Annotated in this window: 5 protein-coding genes and 1 tRNA gene; 3 read left to right on the forward strand and 3 right to left on the reverse strand. The window is 69.3% G+C overall.

Translation table 11 applies throughout. The annotated features are described in order from the left end of the window. The first annotated feature begins 190 nt into the window (after positions 1 to 190). Positions 191 to 264 (forward strand) — tRNA-Met (locus tag GT042_RS29395). Positions 265 to 402: 138 nt separating this feature from the next. On the opposite strand, the gene GT042_RS29400 is transcribed toward GT042_RS29395, so the two are convergent. After that, complete coding sequence (locus tag GT042_RS29400; protein ID WP_161311743.1) at positions 403 to 819, reverse strand: Fur family transcriptional regulator; 417 nt, start codon at positions 817 to 819, stop codon at positions 403 to 405. A 141-nt stretch (positions 820 to 960) separates the two neighbouring features. Between GT042_RS29400 and GT042_RS29405 the strand changes: the two genes are divergently transcribed. Continuing rightward, positions 961 to 2412, forward strand: coding sequence for a catalase (locus tag GT042_RS29405; protein ID WP_345943967.1), 1452 nt, complete (start codon positions 961 to 963; stop codon positions 2410 to 2412). A gap of 103 nt (positions 2413 to 2515) precedes the next feature. Here the strand turns inward: GT042_RS29405 and GT042_RS29410 are convergent, their stop codons facing one another. Together GT042_RS29410 and hisN are read right to left on the reverse strand one after the other, a co-directional pair. Then, positions 2516 to 2917 carry a CBS domain-containing protein gene (locus tag GT042_RS29410; protein WP_161311745.1) on the reverse strand — a complete coding sequence of 134 codons (402 nt, stop codon included), beginning with the start codon at positions 2915 to 2917 and terminating at the stop codon, positions 2516 to 2518. Between the two features lie 219 nt (positions 2918 to 3136). Further along, positions 3137 to 3937, reverse strand: a complete 801-nt coding sequence (hisN, locus tag GT042_RS29415) for a histidinol-phosphatase (RefSeq protein WP_161311746.1) — start codon at positions 3935 to 3937, stop codon at positions 3137 to 3139. Between the two features lie 171 nt (positions 3938 to 4108). Here hisN and GT042_RS29420 point away from each other — a divergent pair. After that, positions 4109 to 4450 (forward strand): TetR/AcrR family transcriptional regulator (locus GT042_RS29420; RefSeq protein ID WP_161311747.1); only part of this gene is annotated, 342 nt, incomplete at its 3' end.

The raw sequence follows: 4450 nt of genomic DNA on the forward strand, positions 1-4450 counted from the left end.
GCTCGCGGCCCGCAGGGGCGAGCTGACCGAGGGCCAGCGCTGGTGCGCCCGCGCCGTCGAGCTGGGCCCCTCGGAGGTCTCGGAGCGGGCGGCGCGGCTGCGCGACGCGCTCCACCAGGAGCTGACGGCGTGAGCCCGGCGAAGGTCATTTGCGCTGGTCGACGCCTTGACGTAATGTTCAGTTCAACGGCGCGGGGTGGAGCAGCTCGGTAGCTCGCTGGGCTCATAACCCAGAGGTCGCAGGTTCAAATCCTGTCCCCGCTACTAATACGTGAGGCCCGGATCCCGCAAGGGACCCGGGCCTCACGTCTGTCCGGCCACAGGAAATGCCCGGCTCCTCGGGATCAGGAGCCGGGCACTTCACGCGGTACTGCCGTTTCGACTACCGATTCACATGTCGCTCTACGCCGCCGCGCAGTTCGGACACGTACCGCGGTACGTCACCTCGACGTCGGAGATCGAGAATCCGAAGCGTTCGCCGTCCGGGAGGGACGCCAGCGGGTCACCCGTCGGGTGCACGTCCTTGATCGCGCCGCACTGGGCGCAGACCAAGTGGTGGTGCGGGTGGTGCGCGTTGGGGTCGTACCGCTTGGCGCGGCGGTCCGTGGACACCTCGATGACCTCGCCCAGCGTGACCATCTCACCCAGGGTGTTGTAGACGGTCGCGCGGGAGATCTCCGGGAGCCGGGCGACGGCACGCGCGTGCACCTCGTCGGCCGTCAGGTGCACATGGTCGCCGTCGAGGACCTCGGCCACGACACGCCGCTGTGCGGTCATACGCCAGCCGCGCTCGCGAAGTCGTTCCAACAGGTCACTCATGGGCCCAGCCTAACAGTGAAGGGACTCAGGTCCCGAACGAGTGTGACTTTGGATGTTTACTTGACTTAGACAGAGTCCATCGTAGGATCGAGATCGGCAAACGCCAAGGGACAGAACGCAGTAATGACGCTGGAGGCGCACGTGACGCAGGGACCACTGACGACGGAGTCCGGGGCTCCGCTGGCCGACAACCAGAACAGTGAGACCGCTGGTGCCGGTGGTCCCGTCCTGGTGCAGGACCAGGCGCTGCTGGAGAAGCTCGCGCACTTCAACCGCGAGCGCATCCCGGAGCGCATCGTGCACGCCCGCGGCGCCGGCGCGTACGGCACCTTCACCCTCACGCGTGACGTCTCGCAGTGGACCCGGGCGAAGTTCCTCTCCGAGGTCGGCAAGCAGACCGAGACGTTCCTGCGCTTCTCCACCGTCGCGGGCAACCTCGGCTCGGCGGACGCCGTGCGCGACCCCCGCGGCTTCGCGCTGAAGTTCTACACCGAAGAGGGCAACTACGACCTCGTCGGCAACAACACCCCGGTGTTCTTCATCAAGGACGCCATCAAGTTCCCCGACTTCATCCACACCCAGAAGCGCGACCCGTACACGGGCTCGCAGGAGGCGGACAACGTCTGGGACTTCTGGGGTCTGTCGCCCGAGTCCACCCACCAGGTGACGTGGCTGTTCGGCGACCGCGGCATCCCGGCGACGCTGCGCCACATGAACGGGTACGGCTCGCACACGTTCCAGTGGAACAACGAGGCCGGCGAGGTCTTCTGGGTCAAGTACCACTTCAAGACCGACCAGGGGATCAAGAACCTCACCACGGAGGAGGCCGTCCAGGTCTCCGGCATGGACCCGGACAGCCACCAGCGTGACCTGCGCGAGTCCATCGAGCGCGGCGACTTCCCGTCCTGGACGGTGCAGGTCCAGATCATGCCGGCGGCCGAGGCGGCCACGTACCGCTTCAACCCGTTCGACCTGACCAAGGTGTGGCCGCACGCGGACTACCCGCCGATCGAGATCGGCAAGCTGGAGCTCAACCGCAACCCGGAGAACATCTTCGCCGAGGTCGAGCAGTCCATCTTCTCGCCGGCGCACTTCGTGCCGGGCATCGGTCCCTCCCCGGACAAGATGCTCCAGGGCCGTCTCTTCGCGTACGGCGACGCCCACCGCTACCGCGTCGGCATCAACGCCGACCACCTGCCGGTGAACCGCCCGCACGCCACCGAGGCGCGCACGAACAGCCGGGACGGCTACCTGTACGACGGCCGTCACAAGGGCACCAAGAACTACGAGCCCAACAGCTTCGGCGGCCCCTTCCAGACCGACCGGCCGCTGTGGCAGCCGACCCCGGTCACCGGTGTCACCGGCAACACCGAGGCGCCGGTGCACGCCGAGGACAACGACTTCGTCCAGGCGGGCAACCTGTACCGGCTGCTCTCCGAGGACGAGAAGGGCCGCCTGATCGAGAACCTCGCCGGGTTCATCTCGAAGGTGTCGCGTGACGACATCGCCGAGCGCGCGGTGAACAACTTCCGCCAGGCGGACGGCGACTTCGGCAAGCGGCTGGAGTCCGCGGTCCAGGCCCTGCGCGGCTGACAGCTCCGCCTCGCCGAGACGTCAGGGGCCGGATCCTTCGGGATCCGGCCCCTTTCGCTGTGTTCCTGTCCGCCGGGGACTTTCCGCCGGGGGCCCTTCCGCGTCACCCCGCCATGACCGCGGCCCGGGTCTTGGCCGGGGCCCAGCAGCGGATGATGTCGCGTACGGAGACGATGCCGACCGGCTCGTGGTCGTCGAGCACGATCAGGTGGCGGAAGCCGCCGTACGTCATCGCTTCCGCGGCCTGTTCGAGCGTCCACGACGGGGCGGCGAAGACGACGTCACCCGTGGTGTGGGTGCCCGCGGTCTCGGCGTCGGGACTCTGGCCCGCGCCGAGCGAGACCAGGATGTCCCGCTCGGTGAGGATGCCGATCCCGCAGTGGTCGGTGTCCAGGACGACGGCGGCGCCAACCCGGCGGGCCGCCATCAGGCGCGCGGCCTGGCGAAGGGTGTGGGTGGGGCCGATGGTGAGGACCACCGAACTCATGGCGTCACGGACGAGCATGGGATGGAGCCACCTCCTAGGTGAATCGTCGCGCGGGGTACGCGGGGCGCGCACGGCGCGTGCGCGATGCGTACGGAACGTAACGAGAAGCGATTCACAAGTTCACAAGTGGGGGGACTCTTAGAGTCGCACCGATGCGCCGGGTCAACAAGAGGGGCGTAGGAGTGCGGCGGGGGCTTGAAAAGATCACACAAAGCGCCGTCGGGGCACGCCTCACGCTCAGTAGCGCTGGTTCAGGTAGCCGAGCAGTTCCTCGTGGAGCACGCCGTTCGAGGCCGCCGCGTTGCCGCTGTGCGGTCCCGGCTGCCCGTCGAGGCCGGTGAAGCTGCCGCCCGCCTCCTGGACCACGACCGCCACCGCCGCCATGTCCCACAGCGACAGTTCCGGCTCCGCGCACATGTCCACCGAGCCCTCGGCGACCATCATGTACGGCCAGAAGTCGCCGTACGCGCGGGTGCGCCAGACCGCCCGGGACAGGTCGAGGAAGCCGTCGAGCCGGCCCTGCTCCTCCCAGCCGGTGATCGAGGAGTACGCGAAGGACGCGTCGCCCACGTTCGCGACGTCCGAGACCCGCAGCCGGGTCGCCGAGGAGAGGCTGCGGCCCGTGTACGCGCCGCCGCCCTTCGCCGCCCACCAGCGCCGGCCCAGCGCGGGCGCGGACACCACGCCGACGACCGGTTCGTACCCGCCCTCGGTGGCCACCATCAGGGAGATCAGCGTCGCCCAGACGGGCACCCCGCGCACGTAGTTCTTGGTGCCGTCGATGGGGTCGATCACCCAGCGGCGCGGCCCCGTGCCCTCGATGCCGAACTCCTCGCCCAGGATCGCGTCCCGTGGCCTGGCCCGCTGGAGATGCCCACGGATCAGTTCCTCGGCGGCCTTGTCGGCCTCACTCACCGGAGTCATGTCCGGTTTGGTCTCGACCTTCAGGTCGAGCGCCTTGAACCGGTCCATCGTCGCGGCGTCGGCGGCGTCCGCGAGAACGTGGGCGAGGCGCAGATCATCGTGGTAATCGGGCATGGGCGTCACAGTATCGACCGGTCACCGGGCCGGGCTACGGGGCACGGTACGGGGGGAGGGGGAGGCGTTGACGCGGTACGGGGACGCGTCACCGCCCGCGTTGCCGCGACCCTTGACACTGCGCGACGGCCCGTCAACTCTGAGCGCACAGCCGACGCCCCGGAGGCAACGATGCCTACCGCACGTGAAGCCCTGCTCGACGCCGCCCAGTCGGCGCTCGCCGAGTCGCCCTGGCAGGCCGTCAGGATGGTCGAGGTGGCGTCCGCCGCCGGGGTGTCCCGGCAGACCCTCTACAACGAGTTCAGCGGCAAGGACGGGCTGGCCCGTGCGCTGGTGCGCCGCGAGGCCGACCTCTATCTGCGGGGCGTGGACGGGCAGTTGGCCGGTACGGACACCCGCGCCGAACCGGCCGAGCGGCTGGCCGCCGTCGCCGAGTGGACCGTCGCCCGCGCGGGGGACCGGCCCCTGCTGCGGGCGCTGCTCACGGGCTGCTGGGGGGAGTGGCTGCCAGCG

This window comes from Streptomyces sp. SID3212 (genome assembly GCF_009865405.1).
Lineage (GTDB): Bacteria > Actinomycetota > Actinomycetes > Streptomycetales > Streptomycetaceae > Streptomyces.